The organism is Streptomyces nojiriensis (assembly GCF_017639205.1).
GTDB classification, from domain to species: domain Bacteria; phylum Actinomycetota; class Actinomycetes; order Streptomycetales; family Streptomycetaceae; genus Streptomyces; species Streptomyces nojiriensis.
In genome coordinates, this window is record NZ_CP071139.1 from 5,008,094 (window position 1) to 5,028,698 (window position 20,605).

Sequence of the window (20,605 nt, forward strand, 5' to 3'; positions counted from 1 at the left end):
CCTCCCGCAGGGTCAGTGGGGCAGGTGCTTCAGCGCGAACTCCAGCTCCATCCGAACCTGCTTGATCCGCTCCTCCACCACCAGCGAACCGTGCCCCGCGTCGTACCGGTACACCTCGTGCACGGCCCCGCGCGCGGCGAGCCGGTCCACGTAGTTGTCGATCTGGCGGATCGGGCACCGCGGGTCGTTCACGCCGGCCGCGATGTGGACCGGCGCCTTCACGGCGTCCACGTACGTCAGCGGCGAGGACGCCTCGAAGCGGTCCGGGACCTCCTCCGGCGTACCGCCGAAGAGGGTGCGGTCCAGCGCCTTCAGCGCCTCCATCTCGTCGTGGTAGGCCGTCACGTAGTCCGCGACCGGTACGGCGGCCAGGCCCACGGCCCAGGCGTCGGGCTGCGTGCCCAGGCCCAGCAGCGTCAGGTACCCGCCCCAGGAACCGCCCGACAGCACCATGCGAGCCGGGTCCGCGAGGCCCGAGGAGACCGCCCACTCCCGGACCGCCGCGATGTCCTCCAGCTCGATCAGCCCGACCCGGTGCTTGAGTGCGTCGGTCCACTCGCGGCCGTACCCCGTCGAGCCGCGGTAGTTGACCCGCACCACGGCGAAGCCGTGGTCCAGCCAGGCCGCCGGGGCCGACGCGAAGGAGTCGCTGTCGTGCCAGGTCGGCCCGCCGTGGACCTCGAAGACCGTCGGGAACGGACCCTCGCCGTGCCCCGCCGGCCGCTGCGCGAGCGCGTGGATCCGCCCGCCGGGACCCTCCACCCACACGTCCTCGACCGGCATCGAGCCGGGCGCCCGGAAACCGGGCGGGTCCAGCACGATCCCGCCCGCGGTGGACCGTACCGCCGAGGGCTCGGCGGCCGACGACCACAGGTACTCCACCGTCCCGTCGGGCCGTGCGGTGGCACCCGACACCGACCCCGCGGGCGTGTCCACGCGGACCAGCTCCCGTGCGGCCAGGTCGTAGCGCCACAGCTCGCTGCGCGCCTCGAAGCTGTGCTCGACCAGCAGCGCGGACCCGTCCGGATACCACTCGGCGGCGACGTCGCCCGGCAGGTCGATCGCGAGCTCCTGCTCGGCGCCGGTGGCCACGTCCCACACCATCGGCTCCCAGCGGCCGCGCCGCTGGTGGCCGACGAGCAGCCGGGTGTCGCCCACGAGCGGCGCGAAACCGAGGACCTCCAGGCCCAGCTCCCGGGACCCGCCCCGGGAGTCGTCCAGCTCGGCGACGGTGGTCCCGTCCAGGGTCAGGACGCGCAGGGCGGAGTGCATCGCGTCGCCGTGCTCGGTGTGCTCGACGGCCACCAGCGTCCCGTCGCGGGACAGGTCGCCGACGCCGGCCGACTCCCGGTGCCGGTAGATCACGGTCGGCGCGGAGCCGTCCGGCCGGACCACGTGGACGGTCGAGCCGTCCTCGTCGGTGGAGCGCCCCACGACGGCGGTCCCGTCCCGCCCGATGGCCAGCCCGGCGGGGTACGAGGGCTCCAGGCCCGGGGTGGCCGGTTCGTCGGGGCCGCCCGCGAAGGGCTGGCGCACCCAGGTGCCGAACTCGTCGCCGTCGGTGTCGGAGAACCACCAGATCCACTCGCCGTCGGGGGTGAGGGTGCCGTCGGTGGTGCCGTTGGGGCGGTTCGTGGCCTGCCGCTGCTCGCCGGTGGCACGGTCCCACGCGTAGATCTCGTAGGTTCCGGTCGCGTTGGATACGAAGAGCGAACGGTCCGGGGCGTCCTCGGCCCAGTCGGGGAGCCCGACGCGCGGTGCCCGGAACCGCTTCTCCCAGTCGGGCATGTCGGGGGTCATCTCACTGTCGCTGGTCATGCGCCCCATTGTGGCCGCAGCGCTCCCCGGGATGCCGACCGCTGCGAACGGGCGCACAGTGGAACGCGTCGGCCGTTCCGTCCGAGGAGGAACGATCATGGCCAAGAAGGCCCGCACCGGCCACCACAGCCACCAGGACTCCGAGCGCGCGCTGGCCAAGAACACGGCCGCCGAGGCCCGTGCCAAGGCCGCGTTCCGGGACGCCCACAGCACCGCCGCGAAAACGCGCGGCATGCAGCAGAAGGCCCAGGCCAAGCGCGGCTAGGCCCGCTCCGCCCGAGGTCTGTCTAGGCTGGCGCCATGCGGATGATCGTCCGGGGCGCCCGGCTGCTGCACACCCACGGCCTGTCCGACGTCGAGGTCGCGGAGGACGGCCGCATCGCGCGGGTCGTCCCGTACGACGATCAGAAGGAACCACCGGTCACCGGCATCCTCATCGAGGCCCACGGCGGGCTGCTCACGCCCCCCTTCGTCGAGCCGCACATCCACCTCGACACGGCGCTGACCGTCGGCGAGCCCCGCCCCAACGCCTCCGGCACCCTCTGGGAGGGCATCGCCTGCTGGAGCGAGCGCAAGCGGACCCTGACCCGCGAGGACGTGATCGCGCGGGCCACCGAGGTGCTGCGCTGGCAGGCCGCCCACGGGGTGCTGCACGTGCGGACCCACTGCGACGTCACCGACCCGGACCTCACCGCGCTCGAGGCGCTGCTGGAGGTGCGCGACCGGGTGCGGGACTTCATGACCCTGCAGATCGTGGCCTTCCCGCAGGAGGGCATCGTCTCCTTCCCGGGCGGTGAGGGGCTGATGCGCGAGGCCGTCGCCCGCGGGGCGGACGTCGTCGGGGCGATCCCGCACTTCGAGGACACCCGCGAGGACGGTCTCGCCTCGCTGCACACGGCCTTCGCGCTGGCCGAGGAGCACGGCCTGCGGGTGGACGCGCACTGCGACGAGATCGACGACGAGCAGTCCCGCTTCGTGGAGGTGCTGGCCACGCTGGCCCTGCGCTCGGGGCTGCGGGGGCGCGCCACGGCCTCGCACACGACGGCCATGGGCTCCTACAACGGCGCGTACAGCTTCAAACTCCAGCGCCTGCTCGCCCGCTCCGGCATCAACCTGGTCTCCAACCCCTTCGCCAACCTGGGCCTGCAGGGCCGCTTCGACGCCTATCCCAAGCGGCGCGGCCTGACCCAGGTCAAGGAGATGCTGGCGGCCGGGGTCAACGTCGCCTTCGGCCACGACGACGTGATGGACCCCTGGAACGCGCTGGGCACCGCCAACCCGCTGCAGACCGCCCTCGTCGGGCTGTACGCCGCCCAGCTCACCGGCGCCGACGAGATCCCGCTGGCCTTCTCGATGGTGACGGAGCGCGCGGCGCGGGTGCTCGGCCTCGCGGAGACGGAGTACGGCATCACTGCGGGTGCCCCCGCCTCCTTCGTGCTGCTGCCCGCGCCGTCGCCCGAGGAGGCGATCCGCCGCCAGGTCCGCCCGCGGTACGTCGTCTCGCGCGGGACCGTCCTCGCCGAGACCCCGCCCGCTCCGACCCGGCTGAACTGGCCGGGGGAGCCCCCGTCCGAGATCGACTTCAGCCGACGCCTACGCTGACGCCCCATGAAGACGTGGACGCTTGACACAGCATCGGCCCGCGCAGCTCTCGAGATCGCCTCGGAGTACGCGGACACGACCCTCCTGAACCACTCGGTCCGCTCCTACGCCTTCGGCGCCCGGTACGCGGAGCAGCACGGGCTGGCGTACGACGCGGAACTCCTCTACGTCAGCGCCCTGGTGCACGATCTGGGCCTGACCGCGCCCTTCGACAGCCACACCCTGCCCTTCGAGGAGGCCGGCGGCCATGTCGCACGCGTCCTGACGGCGGGCCTGGGCTGGCCGGCGGCGCGGCGGGCGCGCGCCGAGGAGGTCATCGTCCTGCACATGCGGGACGACGTGAGCGCGGCCGAGGACGTGGAGAGCCACCTGCTGCAGGTGGGTACGAGCGCGGACGTCTCGGGCCTGCGCGTCGCCGAGTTCGATCCCGCCTTCACGGCCGACCTCCTCGCCGCGTACCCGCGGGGCGACTTCGGCGCCGCGTTCCTCGCGCTGGTCCAGGACCAGGCCGCGCGCAAGCCCGACTGCGCGGCGGCCGCGTACGTGGCCGGCGGCGCGGCCGCCCGGATCGCCGCCAACCCGCTGGAGCGGCCGCAGGGGTAGCCCGGTACGCGGGGGTCACGTCACGCGGGGGGTCACGCATATCGGTCACCGTGTCGGATAACGTGCCCGCATGTCGTGGGACGAGGACGGAACACCGCACCCGCTCGCACTGCGCCGCACCGGCCGCAGCGAACTGGAGCCGGACCGGCTGCCCGAGATGCGGGAGCTGGAGGTGCTCGGCTGGGAGCCGGCCCCCGAGGACCTGCGCTGGGTGTTCCTCCCGTACGTCTGGCCCCCCGCGGACCGCACCTGGATCCCCGACCGGTCCACCCACTGGGCGGTGGACACCGCCCTCGACGGCCACGGCCACATCACCGGCGTGGAGTGCGCCCCGCTGCCCGAGCCCGACCTACGGGACCTCGACCGCGAGGCCGACGAAGCCCTCGCGGCGCTCGGGCTCCCGCCCCGCCCGCGGGGGCGCCTGTGGCTGCTGCGCCCGGTCGGCCCCTTCACCACCCTCGGCGCGCTCCTCGACCACCTCGACGGCCTGGCCGCGGCGGGCGCCGTGGCGGCCCGGCCCTCCGAGGCCTTCCTCGCCCTGGCCCGGACCGAACTCGCCGCACTCGCCGCCCCTGAGGAGCGGTGAGGTGTGGAGGGTGTGGCTACGCTTGTCGTGAGGGGGTACCGCTGGGAGGCGATCTCATGGGTCGGCGCCATCACTTCCACATCGACCACGACGGGCATTCGGTCAGCGCCACGGTCCAGACCGGGCACACCGCCGTCGTGGAGGTACTGGTGGACGGCAAGGAGACCGGACACGCCACGACGCACGACGACCACCCCGTGACCGTGCACGTCGAGCTGCCGACGGATCCACCGACGCAGGTCTCCGTCCGCGCGACGCCCGGGCCGGGCGTGCCCCGCTGCATCTTCGAGGCCCCGGCCATCGAGCCGCACATCATGTCCCCCCGCCCCTACTGACCCGCTGACCCGCTGACCCGATGGCCTGCTGACGGCGGCGGCCGCGGCCGCGACTACCGGCTCCCCTTGCGCTCCTGCGTCGCGGACCGGATCTCCTCCGTCGCCTCCCGGAACGCGGGGGCGGCGCGCCTGAAGTAGTCGAAGAGCAACTCCTGCTGCTCCGGCGTGTACCCGGCGAGCACCTCGCCGATCCGCTTCCGGGCCGGCCCCACGGCGGCCTCGACCTGCGCCAGCGCGCCGGGCACGGCCTCGACCACGACCTTGCGCCGGTCGCCCGGGTCGGCGGTGCGCCGTACGTACCCCGCGCGCTCCAGCCGGTCGATCAACCGCGTCGTCGCCCCCGTCGTGAGGCCGGTCCCGGCCGCGAGCTCGCCGGAGGTGAGACCGCCGGCCAGGGTGATCCGGCTGAGCGCGTACCACTCGGACGCCTGGAGGCCAGCCGCCTCCGCGCCCGCCATGCCGTGCAGCCCCACGGCGTCGACGTAGTCCCGAAAGACCGCCCGCCGGTCGTCGTGCTCCGCCATCGCGAACCCGCCTTCCCCTTGTCATTTATCTGCATGTATGCAGATAATGCATGTGTGCAGTTGCTGCGTCAGTGTAATCAACGCGGCGGCGGCCGTCATCCGCCCGTACCCGTGGACCGAGAGGCACCCCGTGAACACCAAGACCCTCAAGCGCGCCGCCCTCGTCACCGCCGCCCTCCTCGCCCTCGGCGCCGGCGGCGCGTACCTCTACCTCGACACCACCTCCGACGTCCGCCGCGCCGGGACGGAAACCTGCGCCGACGTCATACCGGAGGGCGCGAACCGTGCCGACGGCGAGGCCATCTGCGCCACCATCGACGCCCTCACCACCGCGTGGGCCCGCGGCGACGCGGACGCGTACGGCCGTCAGTTCACCGAGAACGCCACCTACACCACCTACGTCGGCAGCCACTACGAGGGCCGCTCCGACATCACCGAGGGCCACCGCGCGCTCTTCAAGGACTTCGTCAAGGGCACCGAACTCGCGGCGACCTTCCTCGACCTGCGCTTCCTCGGCACCGACGCCGCCATCCTCACCGGCCGCGGCGACGACTACACGGGCACCAAGCCCGGCCCCACCGAGCTCTCCAAGGTCCAGACGTACACCTTGGTCCGCGACCCGGACGGCGCCTGGCGCATCGCCGCCTTCCACAACACGCAGCGCCGGAACGTGATGGAGCGGTTCTCCTTCCTCTTCTCGCCCGCGACGGCTCCGAAGGCGGAGCGGTGAAGCCCGGTCAATCGCAGCGCTCGACGGCGCCGGGCTGCAGTCTCAGCTCCTGGATCTGATAGCAGTCCGAGTAGACGGTGGCGATGACCGCCCCGCACGCGCACACCAGGTTGGGCCCCCACTCGCCGTCCATCCCACAGCAGTAGCCGCGGCGCATCGCGGGGTCCGGGTGCTCCTCCAGGCCGATGCCGTCGCCGGGATTGAGCACGACGGTGCGGCTCGGACCGGACTCGACGAGCAGGCCGGACGAGTCGTCCAGGACGTACGGCGGCCCGGAGGGATCGGGGTCGACCGCGAACGTCCCCGGGGCCATCCGCACGATCGGCCGATCGGTATGCCCCTTCGCATCGGCGGCCCCGGCCACCGGCCGGTACCACCCGTCATCCGTATCCGGGTCCGGCAGCGGTCGCTCGATGACGGCCGGCGTCACCGCACGGCGGCAGCCACGGCACCGGAAGACCGTCATCGCGCACCTCCTTCACAGGGCCGGTCGCGCAGACCAAAGCAGGAAGACCACCTACTGAATCAGTAGATGGTCTTCCTGGTACTGCTCTGTCGGGGTGGCGGGATTTGAACCCACGACCTCTTCGTCCCGAACGAAGCGCGCTGCCAAGCTGCGCTACACCCCGATCGCCGCCTTGCAGCGCTTGCTGCCCTGGCGACATCGATTACTTTAGCGGACCTCTCGCCGGAGACGAAATCCGGTTTTCGCGGAGCGGTCGCGGGGCCAGGGGCGGCGTCGGGCGGAAGCGGTCCGCCGTGACCAGGGCGAGGCCGAGTGCGTAGAAGGCTGCGCCCAGGACCAGCGCGTTCAGGGTCACGTGGGCGTAGCCGTACCGGGCCGCGTCGATGAAGGGGTACGTGTACCGGCGCGCCGTGCCCGGGGCGAGCAGGGCGCCGCGCAGCAGTGCGAAGGTCACGTACGTCAGGGGGTAGGCCAGCCACAGGGCGGCGTGGCGCGGGCGCAGGGTGCGCGGTGTCGTCAGGAGGAGGAAGTCCAGGAGGGCGCCGGCCGGGGTGACCGTGTGGAGGAGCTGGTCGGCCACGGCCACGGCCCTGGCGCCGGTCAGCCTGTCGAGCTCCGCGACCACGTTGAAGGGGCTGGCGGGGTTGGCGAGCACCAGGTGGAAGACGAGCCCGGTGATCAGGATGAAGAGGAGGGCCCCGCCCCGGTAGAGGGGGGCGACGTCGGGCCGGCGCTGCCGGGCGCGCGCGGCGGACAGCCCGAGGACGACCGCGACCAGGATGTTCGTCCAGATCGTGAAGTAGCTCAGGACGACGGGCACGCTGCCGTACGCCAAGTCGATGGCCGCCCCCGCCACGGCCGCCGCGGCGATCAGGCCGCGGAACACCACCGGGACGAGGCGCGACGGGGCGGTCATCCCGGCAGCGCATTACCCCTTCGGGGTCAGCGTCAGGAGCGTCGCCTCGGGCGGGCAGGCGAAGCGGACCGGGGTGAACCGGTTGGTGCCGCAGCCGGCCGAGACGTGCAGGTACGCGCGATTGCCCTCCGCCTCGTGCGTGGAGAGCCCCTTCACCCGCTTCGTGTCCAGGTCGCAGTTGGTCACGAGCGCCCCGTAGAAGGGGATGCACAGCTGACCGCCGTGGGTGTGTCCCGCGAGGATCAGCGGGTACCGGTCGGCCGTGAAGGACTCCAGGACGCGCAGGTACGGGGCGTGCACCACGGCCATCGAGAAGTCCGCGTCCGCCTCCGGGCCGCCGGCGACGCTCGCGTAGCGGTCCCGCTTGATGTGCGGGTCGTCGAGCCCGGTGAAGGCCAGCTCCAGGCCGTCGAGCTTCAGCCGCGCCCGGGTGTTGGTGAGGTTCAGCCAGCCGGCCGCGTCGAAGGCGTCCCGCATCTCCTCCCACGGGTTGTGGACGGCGCCGACGACCGGCTTGTTGCCGTTCAGCCCGTGCCGGCCCTGGGTCCGCTCGATCAGGTAGCGCCCGGGGTTGCGCAGCCGCGGCCCGTAGTAGTCGTTCGACCCGAAGACGTACACGCCCGGGAAGGACATCAGGGGGCCCAGCGCGTCGAGCAGCTCGGGGATGCCCTCGGTGTCGGAGAGGTTGTCGCCGGTGTTCACGACGAAGTCGGGGCGCAGGCCGGCCAGCGACTGCAGCCAGGCACGTTTCTTGCGCTGTCCGCCGACCATGTGGATGTCGGACACCTGGAGCACGCGCAGCGGGCGCATCCCCTGGGGAAGGACAGGCACCGTGACCCGGCGCAGGCGGAAGGACCTCGCCTCGAAACCGGCGGCATAGGCCACACCCGCGGCCCCCACCGCAGCGATTCCGGCAGCCGCCTTCAGGGGTACTCCGTAACGCGCACGCATGGACCCATCGTCTCAGACCCGGAAAACCGGTGAGCGCCACTGCCCCCGTACCTGGCACACTCACCTGCATGACCACGCTCAAGGCCAAGCTCCAGGAAGACCTCACGACCGCCATCAGGGCGCGCGACGAACTGCACTCGTCCACGCTGCGCCTGACCCTCTCCGCCATCACCAAGGAGGAGGTCGCGGGCAAGGAAGCACGTGTGCTCTCCGACGAGGAAGTCCTCAAGGTGATCGCCAAGGAGGCGAAGAAGCGCCGCGAGGCCGCGGAGGCCTTCGCCCAGGGCGGCCGTCCCGAGCAGGCCGCGCGCGAGACCGCGGAGGGCGAGTTCCTCGACACGTACCTGCCCAAGCAGCTCAGCGACGACGAGCTCGTCGCGATCGTGGCGGCGGCCGTCGAGGAGGCCAAGGCCGCGGGCGCCGAGGGGCCGCGTGCCATGGGTGCCGTCATGAAGATCGTGAACCCGAAGGTCGCCGGGCTGGCGGAGGGCGGGCGGGTCGCCGCCGTCGTCAAGCAGCAGCTCTCGTAGGACCGCGAAGCGAAAGCGCGACGAAGAGCGCGCAGCGCAAAGGGGGAGGGCCCCGGCCGGTGTCGGCCGGGGCCCTCCCCCTTTCTTCGCGTGTCGTGTCGTGCTGTGCGCCGACCGCCGACCGCTACTGGTCGTCGCGGCCGCCGATCACGCCGGCGGTGTTCGGGTCGATCGAGATCCCGGGGAACGGGGGCTGCGGCTGGACGTCGCCCGTGGCGCCCGTGGCACCGCCGCCGCCGTGTCCGCCGGTCTGACCGCCGGGGCGGCCGCCGGGCTTGCCGTCGCCGCCGGGCTTGCCGGGCCGGGTCGGGTTCGTGGTCGGCTTGTTGCCGCGCGGACCGCCGGAGGGGAGGGTCGGCTCCGGGATGCCGACCGTGACGAAGTTCCCCGACTCGCGGCCGGAGAGCGCGCCGCTGACCGCGTCCTTCCAGATCGGGCCGGGCAGGCCGCCACCGAAGACCTTCTCGAAGGGCTTGCCGCCGATCACGATGTTCTCCATCGTGATCTTCTTCGCGCCGCCCGAGCCGACCCACACCGCGCCGGAGACGTTCGGCGTGTAGCCGACGAACCAGGCGTTGTAGCGGGAGTCCGTCGTACCGGTCTTGCCCGCGCTGTCGCGGTCGTTGAGACCGGCCCGCTCACCGGTACCGGAGTCGACCACTCCGCGCAGCAGGGTGTTGATGGTGTCGGCCGTCTCGGTGGACATCGCCCGGTCGCACTTGGACTTCGGCACGGCGAGCGCCTTGCCGTGCGCGTCGGTGATCGACTCGATGGCGACGGGCGTGCAGAAGACACCGCGGTTGGCGAAGGTCGCGTACGCGTTGGCCATCGTCAGCGGGGACAGTTCGGCGGAGCCGAGCGCGATCGACGGGGCCTCGGGGAGCTTGGAGCCGTCGGCCGGGACCACGCCGAGCTTCTGCGTCATCTCCGTCACCGGGCAGAGGCCGATCTCGCCGATCATCTCGACGAAGTACGTGTTGATGGACTTCTCCATCGCCGTCCGCAGCGCGTACGGACCGATCTCGTCCTCGGTCTCGTTCTTCGCCGTCTGGATCTTGCCGTCGATCGGCAGGTTCAGCCACTGCGTGCCGTCGCACTTGGAGATCGGCGTCGGATAGTCGATCTTGTTCGGCGCCTGGTACACCTTGGTCGGCGGCATGCCCCGCTCTATGGCGGCCGCGGCGATGAACGGCTTGAAGGTCGAGCCGACCTGGAAGCCGAAGTTCGAGCCGCCCATCCGCTTGTCCACGGAGTAGTTGATCTGGGTCTCGTTCTTCCCGAAGCCGTACGGCTTGGACTGACCCATCGCCAGCACCCGTCCGGTGCCCGGCTGGACCATGGTCACAGCCGTCGCGATCGAGTCCTCCTGGTAGACGTGGTCCTTGATCGACTCGTTGGCCGCGTCCTGCGACTGCGGGTCCAGGGTGGTGCGTACCGTCAGGCCGCCCTGGTTCCAGACCTTCGCGCGCTCCTCGCGCGTCTTGCCGAAGGCCGTGTCGGTCAGGAAGGCGTTGCGCACGTAGTCGCAGAAGAAGCCCGCGCCCTTGACGGCCGTGATGCAGCCGTTCTTCGGCTTGGTCACCTTGAGGGTGACCGGCTTCGCCTTCGCCGCGTCCGCCTCCGCCTGCGAGACGTCCTTGGTGTCGGCCATCCGCTGCAGGACGATGTTGCGGCGCTTCGTCGCCTCCTGCGCGTCGTTCACCGGGTCGTACCGGCTCGGCGACTGCACGACGCCCGCGAGCAGCGCGGACTCCTCCAGCGTCAGGTCCTTGGCCGGCTTGCTGAAGTAGCGCTGGGCGGCGGATTCGATTCCGTACGCCTGCTGCCCGAAGTAGGTGATGTTGAGGTAGTTCTCGAGGATCTTCTTCTTCCCGAGCTCCTCCTCGACCTGGATCGCGTACTTCAGCTCGCGGATCTTGCGGCCGAGGCTCTTCTCCTGGGCCTCGCGCACCTTGGTCTCGTCGTCGCCGGCCTCTTCGACGAACACGTTCTTCACGTACTGCTGGGTGAGGGTGGAGGCGCCCTGCGCGGCGCCGCCTTCCTGCGCGTTGCGGTTCACCGCGCGCAGGATGCCCTTGAGGTCGACCGCGCCGTGTTCGTAGAAGCGCGAGTCCTCGATGGCGACGATCGCCTTCTGCATGTACGGGGAGATCGCCGTGAGCGGGACCACCTGACGGTCGCGCGAATAGATGGTGGCGATCTGGCCACCCTCGGCGTCCAGAATCGTGGTCCGCTGACTCAGCGGCGGAGTCTTTAGATTGGCCGGGATCTCGTCGAATCCCTCGACCGTCCCCTTGGCCGCCAGGCCCAGGGCGCCTGCGGCCGGAATCGCCATGCCGGCCAGTACCACCCCGGAGAGGACGGACACTCCGAGGAACTTGGCGGCCTGCTGGCTCCCCGTGAGCCCGCCGCCCGAGCGCTTCTTTCCCATAGGGGGAAGCCTACGTTCTCATTCGCCGGACACACGCGAATGCCTTGGCCTAAGCTGTCCCCAACTGTCACAGCAGTGTGGTGCGACATCAACCCCTCGGCTTGATTTTCACCCTTCCCGAATGGGGTGGACACATGTCCGAATCTTGCCCCTCTGCTGAAGCTGAACCGACGATTACACCCGAATTGCCGCAATGGTCGGGCATGTCGCCGGATCACTCCGTCGGGTGATCTGCCGCTTACCCATAGTCCGTTCGGACCATTCAAGATTGGGCCCGTCGGGGGTGTTGCACTGTGCCCGCCTTCCGTAACGTCCTCAACTGGCAGCGGTGAATATGCCGCTACCGCCGTGGGGGAGCCTCGATTCGGGAGAGGACGGCGCCGGGATGGGCTGGGTTACCGACTGGAGTGCGCAGGCAGCCTGCCGCACTACCGATCCGGATGAACTATTCGTTCAAGGAGCGGCACAGAACAGGGCCAAGGCGGTGTGCACCGGATGTCCGGTGCGGACCGAGTGCCTGGCCGACGCGCTCGACAATCGTGTCGAGTTCGGCGTATGGGGCGGAATGACCGAGCGGGAACGACGTGCGCTGCTGCGCCGGCGTCCCACCGTCACCTCGTGGCGACGGCTGCTCGAAACCGCACGTACGGAGTACGAGCGCAGTACGGGCATCCTCACCATGGATGCAGACGCGGAGATCGACGTGTCGTACGAGACTTACGCGGCAGCCGGGTAGACCACACGGCCGCCACGACGTACGAACGCCTACGCTCCGGCCGGAACCCCGGCCGCGAGTCGTTCTCCGATGGCCCGCAGCCCGGCGAGGTCGTGCACATCGCCGGGCAGGGCGGCCACTTCCGCCACCGCCACTTCGGGGTGCAGTGAGGTGAAGCGATCGCGTGTGCGCTGCTCACGCGCGATCACCTGCATGCGTTCGGCGTGCAGGCGAAGCAGTCCTGCCGTGATCCGGTCGACGACCGCGGTATCGCCTTCGGTGCCGGGGGAGCCTGTCTCGGGAGGGTTCGCGGTCCGGGTGGTGTGTGTGGTCCGTGTGCTGTGTGCGGTCTGCGCAGTCTCGGCGGACCCGGTGGTCTCGGCAGTTTCGGTGGGCTCGGTGGGTTCCGCGCCCGAGTCACGAAGTCCAGCTTTCCCGGACTCCTGATCGACAATGCCGCCTTCTTCAAGATTCTCTGCGGCGGCCAACGCCCGCTCGGCGGACAGCTGGTCGGCGCCACTGCCGTGCACCCGGTTCAGCACCAGGCCGGCCAGCGGCATGTTCTCCGCGGCCAGCCGTTCCACGAAGTACGCCGCTTCGCGCAGGGCGTCCGCCTCGGGGGCGGCGACCACCAGGAAGGCCGTGCCGGGAGCCTGCAGCAGTCGGAAGGTCGCGTCCGCGCGCGTGCGGAAGCCGCCGAACATCGTGTCCATCGCGGCCACGAAGGTCTGGACGTCCTTCAGCAGCGAGGCCCCCATCAGCTTGCTGAGGGTGCCGGTCATCATCGACATGCCGACATTCAGGAACTTCATCCCGGCCCGGCCGCCCACCTTCGCCGGAGCCATCAGCACCCGGATGAACTTCCCGTCCAGGAAGGACCCGAGCCGCTTCGGCGCGTCCAGGAAGTCCAGCGCGGACCGGCTCGGCGGAGTGTCGACGATGATCAGGTCCCAGTCGTCCCGGGCCCGCAGCTGCCCGAGCTTCTCCATCGCCATGTACTCCTGCGTGCCCGCGAAGCCGGCCGACAGCGACTGGTAGAAGGGGTTGGCGAGGATGGCCCGGGCCCGCTCGCCGTCCGCGTGCGCCTCGACGATCTCGTCGAAGGTCCGCTTCATGTCCAGCATCATGGCGTGCAGTTCGCCGCCCCCGGCCCCTACGGCCTCGACCCTCCGCGGGGTGTTGTCCAGCGAGTCGATCCCCATCGACTGCGCGAGCCGGCGCGCCGGGTCGATGGTGAGCACGACGGCTTTGCGCCCGCGCCCGGCCGCCCGTACGCCGAGCGCCGCGGCCGTGGTGGTCTTGCCGACGCCGCCCGCCCCGCAGCACACGATGATCCGCGTCTCCGGGTCGTCCAACAGCCGGTCGACCGCCAGCCGCGGCGGAGTGTCCATGCTCACGGTGCCCACCCCTTCGCTCATTCGGCCACCGACTGCTTCCGCAATTCCTTGGCCAGTGCGTACAGCCCGGCCAGATCCATCCCCGCGCCGAGCAGGGGCAGTTCGTACGTCGGCAGGTCCAGCCCCGCCAGTACGGCGCGCTGCGCGCGCTCCAGCTCCACCCGGCTCGCGTGCTCGGCCGCCTGCGTGAGCAGCGGGTCCACCAGCCGCTCGGCCAGGCCGCCGCGCCGCGCGCCGCCGAGGCCCGCCCGGGACAGCGACTTCGCCACCTCGGCGCGGTGGTCGCCGGCCGCTGTGCGCAGGGTGTCCTCGTCCAGATGGTGCGGCCGGACCATGTTGACGACGACCCGCCCGACGGGCAGTCCCGCCTCGCGCAGTTCCTCGATGCCGTCCGCGGTCTCCTGGACGGGCATCTCCTCCAGGAGGGTGACCAGGTGCACGGCGGTCTCGGGGGACTTGAGGACCTTCATGACGGCCTGGGCCTGGTTGTGGATCGGCCCGAACCGGGCCAGGCCCGCCACCTCGTCGTTGACGTTCAGGAACCGGGTGATCCGCCCGGTCGGCGGCGCGTCCATGATCACGTGGTCGTAGACGTAGCGGCCCGTCTTGTCCTTGCGCCGCACCGCCTCGCACGCCTTGCCGGTCAGTAGCACGTCGCGCAGCCCGGGGGCGATGGTCGTCGCGAAGTCGATGGCGCCGAGCTTCTTGAGCGCGCGGCCGGCCGAGCCGAGCTTGTAGAACATCTGGAGGTAGTCCAGCAGCGCCCGTTCGGCGTCGATGGCGAGCGCGTAGACCTCACCGCCCCCGCCGGGCGCCACGGCGATCTTCCGTTCCTCGTAGGGGAGTGCCTCGGCGCCGAAGAGCTGCGCGAGCCCCTGCCTGCCCTCGACCTCCACCAGAAGAGTCCGGCCGCCCTCGCGTGCGAGGGCAAGCGCGAGTGCTGCGGCGACCGTGGTCTTGCCGGTGCCGCCCTTGCCGCTGACCACCTGGAGCCTGCTCACAGCGTCCGAGCCTAATTCCTCGGGTTCGACTCCGGTGGTGCCGGGTGGTTCTGCCGGAGTGTTCGGGGGTGAGCTCCGTTACGTCCGTGCCGGATCGGCCCCGGTCCCTGCCCGGTCCGTGCCCGGTCCGGGGCGGCGCGGCGCCTGCCCGGGTGAGGTGTCCGGCCGTCGGATCCGGGGGCGGCATGCGCCCCGCACTCCAGGCACTACCCTCGCTCCCATGACCAAGAAGTTCGAATATGCGACGGTCCCGCTGCTGGTTCACGCCACCAAGCAGATCCTGGACACCTGGGGCGAGGACGGCTGGGAGCTCGTCCAGGTCGTGCCCGGCCCGAACAACCCCGAGCAGCTCGTGGCCTACCTCAAGCGGGAGAAGGCATGAGCGCCGTAGAGGCGAAGCTGGCCGAGCTCGGCCTGACGCTCCCGGGCGTCGTCCCGCCGCTGGCCGCGTACCAGCCCGCCGTGCGGTCGGGCTCGTACGTCTTCACCGCGGGCCAGCTCCCGATGGTCAAGGGCAGCATGCCGGTCACCGGCAAGGTCGGCGCCGAGGTCTCGCCGGAGCAGGCCAAGGAGCTGGCGGCGATCTGCGCGCTGAACGCCCTGGCCGCAGTCAAGTCCGTCGTCGGTGACCTCGACAAGATCGCGCGTGTCGTGAAGGTCGTCGGCTTCATCGCCTCCGCCCCCGACTTCACGGCCCAGCCGGGCGTGCTGAACGGTGCGAGCGAGCTGCTCGGCGAGGTCCTCGGCGAGAAGGGCGTCCACGCCCGCAGCGCGGTCGGCGTGGCGGTCCTGCCGCTGGACGCCCCCGTCGAGGTCGAGATCCAGGTGGAGCTGGTCGCCGGAGCCTGACCCCTCGGGGTGGGTTCCGCCGGGACGGACCGGGTCGCGCACCGCGCGCTTCCCGGTCCGTCCCGCCTGCTTCCCCGGGGGCCGGATCGCCCGTGGCGGCCACCGCGCCGGCCGGCCGGGACGGGAGACCCTCGAACATCGGGCCGGATGGCCGTAGCATCCGGCCATGCCGAATGGTCAGCATGGTCAGCAGCAGCCCTCCGCCGGAGGCCAGTGGTACCCGCCGGAGTGGCCCGACCGCATCCGCGCGCTCGCGGACGGCTCGCTCGTCCCGGTGGAGCCGCGGCGCGCCGCCACCGTGATGCTCCTGCGCGACACCCCCGACGGTCCCGCCGTGCACATGCTGCGCAGGCGGGCCTCCATGGCCTTTGCCGGGGGCGCGTACGCCTATCCGGGCGGCGGGGTCGATCCCCGCGACGAGGAGCACCAGGTCGGCTGGGCGGGTCCCTCCCGGGAGGACTGGGCGGCCCGGCTCGGGACCGACCCCCTGACCGCCCAGGCCATCGTCTGCGGTGCCGTACGGGAGACCTTCGAGGAGGCGGGCGTCCTGCTCGCCGGGCAGACCCCGGACGAGATCGTCGGTGACACCACCGGCGACGACTGGGAGGCCGACCGGCAGGCGCTGGTGGCGCGGGAGCTGTCCTTCGCGGAGTTCCTCGACCGCCGCGGCCTGCGGCTGCGCTCCGACCTGCTCGGGGCCTGGGCGCGCTGGATCACCCCCGAGTTCGAGCCGCGCCGTTACGACACCTGGTTCTTCGTCGCCGCCCTGCCCGAGGGGCAGCGCACCCGCAACGCCTCCACCGAGGCCGACCGGACCGTGTGGATCCGCCCGGCCGACGCCGCCGCCGGATACGACAAGGGCGAGCTGCTGATGATGCCGCCGACCATCTCCACGCTGCGGTCGCTGGAGCCGTACGGGAGCGCCGGGGGCGCGCTCGCCGCCGCGGCCGGGCAGGACCTCGCCCCGGTGCTGGCCCAGGCCACGCTGGAGGACGGCGAGGTCGTGCTCAGCTGGCCGGGGCACGACGAGTTCACCAAGCGCGTCCGCCCCTCAGGTCCCGCAGGTCCCGTGGATCCCGCAGATCCCGCAGCTTCCGGAGGCCCCGCATGACCGACGCCGCCGCACTGCCCGGACAGCCCCGCGGAGTCGTCACCTCCGGGCCCGCGACCGCCCGCGCGGTGAACGTCCTGGCTCCCAACGCCTCCGCGATGACCCTCGACGGCACCAACACCTGGCTCGTGTCCGAGCCCGGATCCGACCTCGCCGTCGTGATCGATCCCGGCCCGCTGGACGACATACACCTGCGGGCGGTCATCGCCGCCGCAGAGCAGGAGGGCAAGCGGATCGCCCTCACCCTCCTCACCCACGGCCACCCGGACCACGCCGAGGGCGCGGGCCGCTTCGCCGAGCTCACCCGGACGAACGTCCGCGCCCTGGACCCGGCGCTGCGCCTCGGCGACGAGGGCTTGGCCGCCGGGGACGTGATCCGGACCGGCGGGCTGGAGCTGCGGGTGGTGCCGACCCCCGGCCACACCAGCGATTCGCTCTGCTTCCACCTGCCCGCCGACCGGGCCGTGCTGACCGGCGACACCATCCTGGGCCGCGGCACCACCGTCGTCGCCCACCCCGACGGCCGCCTCGGCGACTACCTGGACTCCCTGCGCCGCCTGCGCTCGCTCACGGTGGACGACGGGGTGCACACGGTCCTGCCGGGCCACGGGCCGGTCCTGGAGGACGCACAGGGCGCCGTGGAGTTCTACCTGGCCCACCGCGCGCACCGGCTCGCCCAGGTCGAGACCGCCGTCGAGAACGGCTGCCTGACCCCGGAGGCGGTCGTCGCCCAGGTCTACGCGGACGTGGACCGCTCCCTGTGGCCGGCCGCGGAATGGTCCGTCCGGGCGCAGCTGGAGTACCTTCAAGATCACGGACTGATCCCGGGAGGGCCTGAATGAACACCGTGTTCCTGCTGGTAGCGCTGGTCGCGACGGCCGGATGGATCACCTCGACCGTGACGCTCCGGGTGCAGAGCCTCCAGCACAAGGCGGACCGCATGGAGCGCCGCCTGGCGCTGGTGCTGGACCACTTCGGCATCGAGGAGCCGGAGCCGGCCGGGATGGACGAGGTACGGGCCCACCTGAGGGCCGACCGCCACATCTCGGCGATCAAGGAGTACCGCCGGATCACCGGCGCGGGCCTGGCGGAGGCCAAGCTGGCCGTCGACGCCCTCGCGGCGGCCGAGAAGGTCTGAGTCGGCCCGGGGCCGGTGCTCAGCCCCGGCGCGGCGTCTTCGTGCCGTGCCGGGCCGTGTACTCGTCCGCCAGCCACGGCCCGAGGTCCTCGACGTAATCGCGCAGCACCTCCGGGTCTGCGACGGGATCCAGCGCGACGCGGGCCGCGGCCTCCAGCTGCGCCGCGCGTTCCGGGTAGTACATGGCGAAGATCTCCGCGGACTCGCCGAGATCGCTGGTCCAGCCGCCCCACCGCGGCATGACCAGCGTGAAGGCCGTGCGCACCAGGTGCCGGGAGAAGTGCCGGCTCAGCTTCCGGTACTCCTGCGGGGTCGAGGCCTCCCGCACCCGTGCCCGCCACGCGGGCAGCAGGTCGGCCAGGTCGCCGTTGGTCTCGCGGGCGAGCAGGCTGTCCGGCCGGTAGCGCGGCAGGTGCTCGGCCAGGTCCGCGCCGAGCAGCGGGGTGCACAGGCAGGCGAGGAACCAGCCCAGGTCGAATCGTTCCGCCTCGCTCAGCACGGCGACCTTGTCGTGGAGCAGGATGCCGACCCCGTCGACCTCCGGGAAGTCCTCGTCGAGCCCGCGGGCGAGCACCTCGGCGGTGTCCCGGTCCTCCTCGGACGGCTCGTGGTGCAGGACGAGCAGCAGGTCCAGGTCCGACCGCCCGGGCCGGGCCGTCCCGCGCGGCACGGACCCGTAGAGGTACGCGCTGTGCAGCCGTCGGCCGTACGCCTCGCCGGTCCGGGCCCGCGCGGCCGCCACGACGCCCTTGAACTCGTCCTGCACCCGTCCGAGGGACCCCTCCCGCTCGAAGTACCCGTACGCGTCCAGCCCTCTGTGCTCCATGGCTCCACTGTGCCCGGCCGTCCGCCCGGGGCGGCGGACCGAACGCCGTGCGTCGGCCGGACCGGGCTCCGCGGGCGCCGGCGAGCGTGTCCGCGCCGGGAAAACGCGAAGGGGCCCGTGCCCGGTCGGGCAGGACCCCTTCGAACGGCTGTGGCCGGCGTCAGCGGGAGCGCTTCGCGAGGCGCTCCACGTCCAGCAGGATGACCGCACGCGCTTCCAGGCGCAGCCAGCCGCGGCCCGCGAAGTCGGCCAGGGCCTTGTTCACGGTCTCGCGCGAGGCGCCGACGAGCTGGGCGAGCTCCTCCTGCGTGAGGTCGTGCACCACGTGGATGCCCTCCTCCGACTGCACGCCGAAGCGGCGCGACAGGTCGAGGAGCGCCCGCGCCACACGGCCGGGAACGTCGGAGAAGACCAGGTCGGACATCTGGTCATTGGTCTTGCGCAGGCGGCGGGCGACGGCGCGCAGCAGCGCGGTCGCGACCTCGGGCCGGGCGTTGAGCCAGGGCTGGAGGTCGCCGTGGCCGAGGCCGAGGAGCTTGACCTCGGTCAGGGCGGTGGCGGTGGCGGTGCGCGGGCCCGGGTCGAAGAGCGACAGCTCTCCGATCAGCTCGCCGGGGCCGAGGACGGCCAGCATGTTCTCGCGACCGTCGGGGGAGGTGCGGTGGAGCTTCACCTTGCCCTCGGTCACGACATACAGCCGGTCGCCGGGGTCGCCCTCGTGGAACAGGGCGTCACCGCGTGCGAGGGTCACCTCGCCCATGGAGGCGCGGAGCTCCGCGGCCTGCTCGTCATCGAGCGCCGCGAAGAGCGGGGCGCGCCGCAGAACGTCGTCCACGAGTCTCTCTCCTATGTCGACCAGCTCAGGGGACCGTGCTCCCCATTTTGCCGGACGGCTCAAACAGTGCGATCAATCACAAGGATGCCGGACGGACGGGCGTGCTGTGCGGCGAGAGGCCAATCGGAGTGGTGTTACCTGAGGTCCGGGCGGGTGTCAGCGGCCGGCCTTAGGCTGGCCGGGTGTCCAATAAGCCGGTGAGAGCACAGGCCAAGGGGTCCGCCGGAGTGACGGAGCCCCAAAATTCTGCCGTGGGCGAACATGTCCCAGTGAAGACGCCCGGGAGGGCCGCGGCCACCCCTCAGGGCAAAGTTTCGGCCAAGAAACCGAAGTCGGCCAAGCCGGAATCGCGTCTGGCCATGGTGCGCAGGGCCCGGCGCATCAACCGCGAGCTGGCCGAGATCTATCCGTACGCCCATCCGGAGCTCGACTTCCGCAATCCCTTCGAGCTGCTCGTCGCGACGGTGCTGTCCGCGCAGACCACCGACCTGCGGGTGAACCAGACGACCCCGGCCCTCTTCGCCGCCTACCCGACCCCCGAGGACATGGCCGCGGCCGCCCCCGAGGATCTGGAAGAGCTGATCCGGCCGACCGGGTTCTTCCGGGCCAAGTCGAGGTCCCTGCTCGGCCTCTCGCAGGCCCTGCGGGACAACTTCGGCGGGGAGGTGCCGGGCCGGATAGAGGACCTGGTGACGCTGCCCGGAGTGGGCCGCAAGACCGCGAACGTGGTCCTCGGCAATGCGTTCGGTGTCCCGGGGATCACGGTGGACACCCATTTCGGCCGGCTGGTGCGCCGCTGGAAGCTGACCGAGCAGGAGGACCCGGAGAAGGTCGAGGCGGAGATCTGCGCGATCTTCCCGAAGAGCGAGTGGACGATGCTCTCGCACCGGGTCGTCTTCCACGGGCGCCGGATCTGCCACTCGCGCAAACCCGCCTGCGGGGCCTGCCCGATCGCCCCGCTCTGCCCGGCGTACGGGGAGGGCGAGACCGACCCGGAGAAGGCGAAGAAGCTGCTCAAGTACGAGAAGGGCGGCCAGCCGGGCCAGCGGCTGACCCCGCCCCCGGACTACCCGGGCCTCCCGGCCCCGCCGCTGGGCGGGGCCGTGGCGGCGCCGTAGCGGGTGCCCGGAGGGCGGCGGGGCGGGGGACGGGGACGCAGGGCCGAGGGGGCGTGAAGACCTGCGGACTTGGGGACTTAGGAACGAATCGGTACCCGTACCGCGTTTGCGGTGTGGGAGACG

24 protein-coding genes and 1 tRNA gene are annotated in these 20,605 nt (G+C 71.8%); 14 read left to right on the plus strand and 11 right to left on the minus strand.

The window, feature by feature from the left end; all coding sequences use genetic code 11:
• Window positions 1–12 precede the first annotated feature (12 nt).
• Window positions 13–1,818 carry a S9 family peptidase gene (locus tag JYK04_RS23420; protein ID WP_189743849.1) on the minus strand — a complete coding sequence of 602 codons (1,806 nt, stop codon included), beginning with the start codon at window positions 1,816–1,818 and terminating at the stop codon, window positions 13–15.
• Between the two features lie 97 nt (window positions 1,819–1,915).
• On the opposite strand from JYK04_RS23420, the gene JYK04_RS23425 reads away from it, so the two are divergent.
• From JYK04_RS23425 to JYK04_RS23445, 5 genes are all read left to right on the plus strand, one after another.
• Window positions 1,916–2,083, plus strand: a complete 168-nt coding sequence (locus JYK04_RS23425) for a hypothetical protein (protein WP_189743851.1) — start codon at window positions 1,916–1,918, stop codon at window positions 2,081–2,083.
• Window positions 2,084–2,118: 35 nt separating this feature from the next.
• On the plus strand, window positions 2,119–3,420 hold the full coding sequence (gene codA / locus JYK04_RS23430) for a cytosine deaminase (protein WP_229876545.1): 1,302 nt from the start codon (window positions 2,119–2,121) through the stop codon (window positions 3,418–3,420).
• Window positions 3,421–3,426: 6 nt separating this feature from the next.
• Window positions 3,427–4,023 (plus strand): HD domain-containing protein, encoded by a 597-nt coding sequence (locus JYK04_RS23435; RefSeq protein WP_189743853.1) that lies wholly within the window; start codon window positions 3,427–3,429, stop codon window positions 4,021–4,023.
• A 70-nt stretch (window positions 4,024–4,093) separates the two neighbouring features.
• A complete protein-coding gene (locus tag JYK04_RS23440; protein ID WP_189743855.1) occupies window positions 4,094–4,609 on the plus strand; it encodes a DUF5956 family protein in 516 nt (171 codons plus the stop codon).
• 56 nt (window positions 4,610–4,665) lie between these two features.
• The gene (locus JYK04_RS23445) at window positions 4,666–4,944 is read left to right on the plus strand and encodes a hypothetical protein (RefSeq protein WP_189743857.1); all 279 of its coding nucleotides are present in this window, start codon (window positions 4,666–4,668) and stop codon (window positions 4,942–4,944) included.
• A gap of 53 nt (window positions 4,945–4,997) precedes the next feature.
• Here JYK04_RS23445 and JYK04_RS23450 read toward each other — a convergent pair whose 3' ends face one another.
• Complete coding sequence (locus tag JYK04_RS23450; protein ID WP_189743859.1) at window positions 4,998–5,468, minus strand: MarR family winged helix-turn-helix transcriptional regulator; 471 nt, start codon at window positions 5,466–5,468, stop codon at window positions 4,998–5,000.
• A 130-nt stretch (window positions 5,469–5,598) separates the two neighbouring features.
• Between JYK04_RS23450 and JYK04_RS23455 the strand changes: the two genes are divergently transcribed.
• Window positions 5,599–6,198 (plus strand): SgcJ/EcaC family oxidoreductase, encoded by a 600-nt coding sequence (locus tag JYK04_RS23455; protein ID WP_229876557.1) that lies wholly within the window; start codon window positions 5,599–5,601, stop codon window positions 6,196–6,198.
• A gap of 7 nt (window positions 6,199–6,205) precedes the next feature.
• Here the strand turns inward: JYK04_RS23455 and JYK04_RS23460 are convergent, their stop codons facing one another.
• The 4 genes from JYK04_RS23460 to JYK04_RS23475 form a co-directional block, all read right to left on the minus strand.
• On the minus strand, window positions 6,206–6,664 hold the full coding sequence (locus JYK04_RS23460; protein WP_189743860.1) for a hypothetical protein: 459 nt from the start codon (window positions 6,662–6,664) through the stop codon (window positions 6,206–6,208).
• Window positions 6,665–6,753: 89 nt separating this feature from the next.
• Window positions 6,754–6,827: transfer RNA gene (locus JYK04_RS23465), tRNA-Pro, on the minus strand.
• A gap of 39 nt (window positions 6,828–6,866) precedes the next feature.
• Complete coding sequence (locus tag JYK04_RS23470) at window positions 6,867–7,580, minus strand: Pr6Pr family membrane protein (protein WP_189743862.1); 714 nt, start codon at window positions 7,578–7,580, stop codon at window positions 6,867–6,869.
• 12 nt (window positions 7,581–7,592) lie between these two features.
• A complete protein-coding gene (locus tag JYK04_RS23475; RefSeq protein ID WP_189743864.1) occupies window positions 7,593–8,531 on the minus strand; it encodes a metallophosphoesterase in 939 nt (312 codons plus the stop codon).
• Window positions 8,532–8,599: 68 nt separating this feature from the next.
• Here JYK04_RS23475 and JYK04_RS23480 point away from each other — a divergent pair, with 68 nt between their 5' ends.
• Complete coding sequence (locus tag JYK04_RS23480) at window positions 8,600–9,061, plus strand: GatB/YqeY domain-containing protein (RefSeq protein WP_030009270.1); 462 nt, start codon at window positions 8,600–8,602, stop codon at window positions 9,059–9,061.
• A gap of 124 nt (window positions 9,062–9,185) precedes the next feature.
• Here JYK04_RS23480 and JYK04_RS23485 read toward each other — a convergent pair whose 3' ends face one another.
• Window positions 9,186–11,492 carry a transglycosylase domain-containing protein gene (locus JYK04_RS23485; RefSeq protein WP_189743866.1) on the minus strand — a complete coding sequence of 769 codons (2,307 nt, stop codon included), beginning with the start codon at window positions 11,490–11,492 and terminating at the stop codon, window positions 9,186–9,188.
• Window positions 11,493–11,877: 385 nt separating this feature from the next.
• On the opposite strand from JYK04_RS23485, the gene JYK04_RS23490 reads away from it, so the two are divergent.
• The gene (locus JYK04_RS23490; RefSeq protein WP_030009547.1) at window positions 11,878–12,228 is read left to right on the plus strand and encodes a WhiB family transcriptional regulator; all 351 of its coding nucleotides are present in this window, start codon (window positions 11,878–11,880) and stop codon (window positions 12,226–12,228) included.
• Window positions 12,229–12,257: 29 nt separating this feature from the next.
• On the opposite strand, the gene bagB is transcribed toward JYK04_RS23490, so the two are convergent.
• Both bagB and bagA read right to left on the minus strand, forming a co-directional pair.
• Window positions 12,258–13,598 carry an ATPase BagB gene (gene bagB, locus JYK04_RS23495; protein ID WP_229876598.1) on the minus strand — a complete coding sequence of 447 codons (1,341 nt, stop codon included), beginning with the start codon at window positions 13,596–13,598 and terminating at the stop codon, window positions 12,258–12,260.
• Window positions 13,599–13,621: 23 nt separating this feature from the next.
• Window positions 13,622–14,605: an ATPase BagA gene (gene bagA / locus JYK04_RS23500; RefSeq protein WP_189743870.1), complete on the minus strand. Its 984-nt coding sequence runs from the start codon at window positions 14,603–14,605 to the stop codon at window positions 13,622–13,624.
• Between the two features lie 220 nt (window positions 14,606–14,825).
• Here bagA and sp36 point away from each other — a divergent pair, with 220 nt between their 5' ends.
• The 5 genes from sp36 to JYK04_RS23525 all read left to right on the plus strand — a co-directional run bounded on the left by sp36 (window position 14,826) and on the right by JYK04_RS23525 (window position 17,703).
• Window positions 14,826–14,987, plus strand: coding sequence for a Sp36 family protein (gene sp36, locus JYK04_RS23505; protein ID WP_007264966.1), 162 nt, complete (start codon window positions 14,826–14,828; stop codon window positions 14,985–14,987).
• Complete coding sequence (locus tag JYK04_RS23510) at window positions 14,984–15,454, plus strand: RidA family protein (RefSeq protein WP_189743872.1); 471 nt, start codon at window positions 14,984–14,986, stop codon at window positions 15,452–15,454. The genes sp36 and JYK04_RS23510 overlap by 4 nt, the downstream gene beginning before the upstream one ends.
• A 166-nt stretch (window positions 15,455–15,620) precedes the next feature.
• The gene (locus JYK04_RS23515) at window positions 15,621–16,565 is read left to right on the plus strand and encodes an NUDIX hydrolase (RefSeq protein ID WP_189743875.1); all 945 of its coding nucleotides are present in this window, start codon (window positions 15,621–15,623) and stop codon (window positions 16,563–16,565) included.
• Entirely contained in the window at window positions 16,562–17,407 is an 846-nt protein-coding gene (locus JYK04_RS23520) for an MBL fold metallo-hydrolase (RefSeq protein WP_189743877.1), read from the plus strand. The genes JYK04_RS23515 and JYK04_RS23520 overlap by 4 nt, the downstream gene beginning before the upstream one ends.
• A complete protein-coding gene (locus JYK04_RS23525) occupies window positions 17,404–17,703 on the plus strand; it encodes a hypothetical protein (protein ID WP_189743879.1) in 300 nt (99 codons plus the stop codon). The genes JYK04_RS23520 and JYK04_RS23525 overlap by 4 nt, the downstream gene beginning before the upstream one ends.
• A gap of 19 nt (window positions 17,704–17,722) precedes the next feature.
• On the opposite strand, the gene JYK04_RS23530 is transcribed toward JYK04_RS23525, so the two are convergent.
• Together JYK04_RS23530 and JYK04_RS23535 are read right to left on the minus strand one after the other, a co-directional pair.
• Window positions 17,723–18,529, minus strand: a complete 807-nt coding sequence (locus JYK04_RS23530) for a nucleotidyltransferase domain-containing protein (protein ID WP_189743881.1) — start codon at window positions 18,527–18,529, stop codon at window positions 17,723–17,725.
• Window positions 18,530–18,689: 160 nt separating this feature from the next.
• Window positions 18,690–19,364: a Crp/Fnr family transcriptional regulator gene (locus JYK04_RS23535; protein ID WP_003981529.1), complete on the minus strand. Its 675-nt coding sequence runs from the start codon at window positions 19,362–19,364 to the stop codon at window positions 18,690–18,692.
• A 269-nt stretch (window positions 19,365–19,633) separates the two neighbouring features.
• Here JYK04_RS23535 and nth point away from each other — a divergent pair, with 269 nt between their 5' ends.
• Window positions 19,634–20,482 carry an endonuclease III gene (gene nth, locus JYK04_RS23540; protein ID WP_229876560.1) on the plus strand — a complete coding sequence of 283 codons (849 nt, stop codon included), beginning with the start codon at window positions 19,634–19,636 and terminating at the stop codon, window positions 20,480–20,482.
• Window positions 20,483–20,605 lie beyond the last annotated feature (123 nt).